This window comes from Persicitalea sp. (assembly GCF_041751555.1).
GTDB lineage: Bacteria > Bacteroidota > Bacteroidia > Cytophagales > Spirosomataceae > Persicitalea.
This window is the reverse complement of the sequence record NZ_JBGSXF010000581.1, coordinates 1-3,746: the sequence shown is the minus strand read 5'-3', so window position 1 is coordinate 3,746 and position 3,746 is coordinate 1. Positions and strand designations below refer to the sequence as shown.

The window sequence follows — 3,746 nt, the reverse complement described above, 5'->3', positions numbered from 1 at the left end:
TAACATCAGGTTGAAAATGCTGAAAAAAGGCTGACCCGGTTTCCGTTGCCGCCAATGGGCAGTATTGGAAGACTGATCCCAGATGGTGTTGTCAATGAAATTATAATCTTCTTTGACGTTGTTTGAAGTGAAGTAACCCGCTCTGCGCAGGTATTTGGGATAAGGGATTATATTCCCGGGAATCGTAGCCTCGGAGCGTAGATGCTGCGTACCGAGCGACGACCCGTAGTATCCGGTAATGATGCACGACCGTGAAGGCGAGCAAACCGGAGCCGTGGAGAAGGCATTGGTGTATCGAATGCTGCGTTTGGCAAAGGCATCCAGGTGCGGCGTGCTGGCGTTGGGATCACCATACACGCCTAGCATGGGCGATAGGTCCTCGATCGTCACCCATAGAATATTGGGCGGCGGCAGCGTATCCTTAGGAGGAGTTCCCGCCAATAACAAGGGTAAAACCAGTCCCAATATCCATCCAATCGTTTTCCTATTTTTCATCTCGTCTATTCGTCCAAATACTAACATAAACTTTCAAGCGCGCGCTATTATCCAGTGCTACTCACGCTTTCCATTCGCTTCACTGTCTGCTATTTCCTGGCTCATCCATTTGATTACAGCTACGGGGAGGTTAACCTGCTTCACAGCGCTTCCGATAGTCAGGTTCTTTCCCGACGGTTTTTGTAACGCATCGTGGTAAACCGCTTCAATCTCCTTTTTGCCAATCCCCGCCCCGGTAGCGTCAATAGGGTTGAGAAGTAGCATGGGGTGGGGAGAAAGGGATGCCACCAGGTCAGGGAGGTCGTAAGCTTGCAATGCTCCCGCCACGGATGACATGACGAACTTTGGCTCGTACATCTGCTGCTCCGCAATCGATTGATACGAGATAAGGGGGTTTGAAAGAATGATTCGGTCGAAAGAATCGCTGAAGACGGCTGAGTGCAACAGGTCTGAGGTCAAGGTTCCATGAGCAATAGCGGTCACGCCTTTTATCGTCGACTCTCTCTTTATGAAATCAGTCAGGATGCTTATTTCCTCCGCCCGCACGGCTACCAGACTCTTGTTGGTAAGTAGTCCGGCATACCAGAGATTCATCGGTACTCCTTTTATGAAAGAATCACCGCCAGTCAAATAGCCCGTTGAGGATTCTCCGATACCGCTCAGATCAGGTACGATCACCTCGTAGCCCTCCCTGGCAAGCTGATCAGCCAATTCTCCTTTCGCGAGAGCCAATGTCTTTCCGCGCTCATCCAGCAACAGTACCAGTTTGTCACTGGCTTTTTCAGGTTTCAACCATAATGCCGAGATGTGGTATTCGCCGGAACCTTTTACCAGATATTTTTCAATGGCGTAGTTCGTCCGATGTATTCTGCCCGAAAAAATGACATCACGTTTGGTTGAAGGTATTTCATAACCCGACAGACGAATTGCACTTTCACGAATATTATCTGCCGCTTTCGGGTTAGATTTCCTTTTTTGCACTACTTCCCTAGTATATTTCAGATTCAGACTGAACAGCGATTCTCCGTATAAAGTCTGCAGCATATCTCCGGTAGGCGTGGCGTACAACTCTTCTACCCCAAATTTTTCCACCTCTTCGTCTTTCGAACTACCAGGATTATCCAGATATTTTTGAAAAAAAGCGTAGGTGGCCTCCCGGTTCTTCGGCGTAGAGGCATGTCCTGCGTCGTCCTCGACTTTTATCAATTGCTGCGCTTTTCCAAACGCGGCAAACGCGCCCTTGGCTTCATCATACGTGTCCCGAACCCCCTGAATACTGAAAATATCCGAGGTGGTGCTTACGATGAGGGTCGGTTTGGGCGCTCTCAACTCGATTAAATCCGGAAGATCCAGACCTTTCTCCAACATGTGAAGCAGAATTTGCTCGGCGTCTTGGGGGCCTCTGGACAGGAGCTGTTTATCATAGGTGGTAATATAGCATTCCGGGGCAGCGGCCAGCACCCGCTCGTCCAGGGCGGCAATATAAGTAGCCTGGGTGCCGCCTCCCGATCGTCCTGTAATACCCAGCCGGGCAGCGTCCACTTCGGGTCGACTTACCAAATAGTCGATGGCCCGGATGCCGTCCCAAACGAAGTATTGAGCCGGGGAAAGTCCCGAAACAAACGATTGTGTACCGGGATACGAGTGTTCCTTGGTGGGTGATCCCAGGCCCTTCGACTCTGCGTAGCTTTTTCGCTCACCCTGCCCGATGGGGTCAAAGGCCAAGACGACAAACCCCTTTTTGACGTAGTTCAGAATATTGTGCTGGTAGATGTCGCTCCTGAAACCGGTCGGGCTGTGTCCGCTGCAGTACAGTATAGCGGGCGATTTGCCTCTTCTTACCTTGGGTATAAAAAGAGCCGCCGTTACGTAAAAGCCAGGCAGCGACTCGAAGTAAAGCTTTTCAACCTTGAAATCCTCTCGCTCGATGGTACCCGTAACCACAGGGCTCAGAGGTGTTTTGTTAGGAAATTCACCTATTGCGGCTGTAAGCTTTGCCTTCACCGATGACTGCCTTTTTTGCCAATCGGCCTGGCTTGTCAATTTTTCAACTACTGCCTTGCGCTCCGCCAGTTGGCTGCCGGCCCGTTGGTAAAGGTGCCGATAAAGCGACATGGCAGGCACCCCGTCAAATGCGCGCCAATAGTTGAATACCGACAACTCTTCTTGGGCGTAGACATCATAAACCCTTCCCAGAAAGAGAAGTACGACGAACAGACTTCCAGTTTTCAAAAAATTCATATGAAATGATAATGTCTGGTGATCAATGTTTTGGGAGATTCAATATCTCACTCTATTATCTGACTGTGGAGTAGCAGCTCAAAATGGATGTTTATTGAAGAATGCTTAATTCGTAAGTTTTGAAATCAATTTGCGGCGAAGCACCTTGAGAGGAGAGGAATTTTCAGTCGTCGATACTCTCCTTCTCGTAGTCGTTGTCGTTGATCCAAGGTGTCGGAATTTTTTCACCCTTCATGTACCTTTCGTAGAAACCATTGACATCCTGTGCGAAGGGGTACTGCTCATACAGGTGGCCGTAACCAAGCATTCGCAGGTCTCCCTGGGCAAGCAGCTTGCCTTTCATTTCTTTCTCCATGGCCTTCTTCATCGCCTGATACCTGGACTGGGCTGCCAGGTTAACCACACAGTCCGGATCCTGTTTCAGGTCGTACAATTCCTCGGCGGGGCGTTTGCCAAAGGCCAAATCCCAATATGTTTTATCGACTCCCTGACGGCGGTTGTTGAGGATGAGGGTTTTGGTGGGACTTCCGTCGGTGTTGAGGTAGCCCGTCTCAGGGTTACAGGCGGGCCAGCGATCGTTGGCGTAGTTCTTAATGTACAGCATCCCTTTTTTGTGCATTCCCCGGATCGGATAACCCTGGTCGTGTGGCCTCCCGAAGTCATGCCGCTCCTGCCCGACGAGCTGAATATTCCGTTCCGATTCTATCCAGCCGCTTTTGGGGCTGTCGAACAGGCTTCGCAAACTTTTACCGGTCAGGGGTCGCATTCCTGACTCGATTACCCCAATTCCCGCCACGTCCAGGAAGGTCGGGGCTAGGTCGGTCATGTTGACATAGTCGTCTATTTTGCGTCCGGGGTACTTGATGCCGTTTTTCCACATGATGGCGAAGGGAACGTGGTTGGCATTTTCGTAAGCGTTGCCCTTCACGCGCGGAACTGGCATCCCGTGGTCGGAGGTGTAGACAATGAGCGTATTTTCCAACTGCCCATTATCTTCCAACGTTTTCAGC

3 protein-coding genes are annotated in these 3,746 nt (G+C 50.5%); all 3 read right to left on the bottom strand.

All coding sequences use genetic code 11. The features are described 5' to 3' along the window. On the bottom strand, window positions 1–495 hold a 495-nt coding region (locus tag ACEW8P_RS20570), incomplete at its 3' end, for a sulfatase-like hydrolase/transferase (RefSeq protein ID WP_373514951.1). A gap of 57 nt (window positions 496–552) precedes the next feature. Further along, window positions 553–2,736: an acetylxylan esterase gene (locus tag ACEW8P_RS20565; RefSeq protein WP_373514950.1), complete on the bottom strand. Its 2,184-nt coding sequence runs from the start codon at window positions 2,734–2,736 to the stop codon at window positions 553–555. Window positions 2,737–2,899: 163 nt separating this feature from the next. Continuing rightward, window positions 2,900–3,746, bottom strand: an 847-nt coding sequence (locus ACEW8P_RS20560; protein ID WP_373514949.1) for a sulfatase-like hydrolase/transferase, incomplete at its 5' end; no start/stop codon positions are given.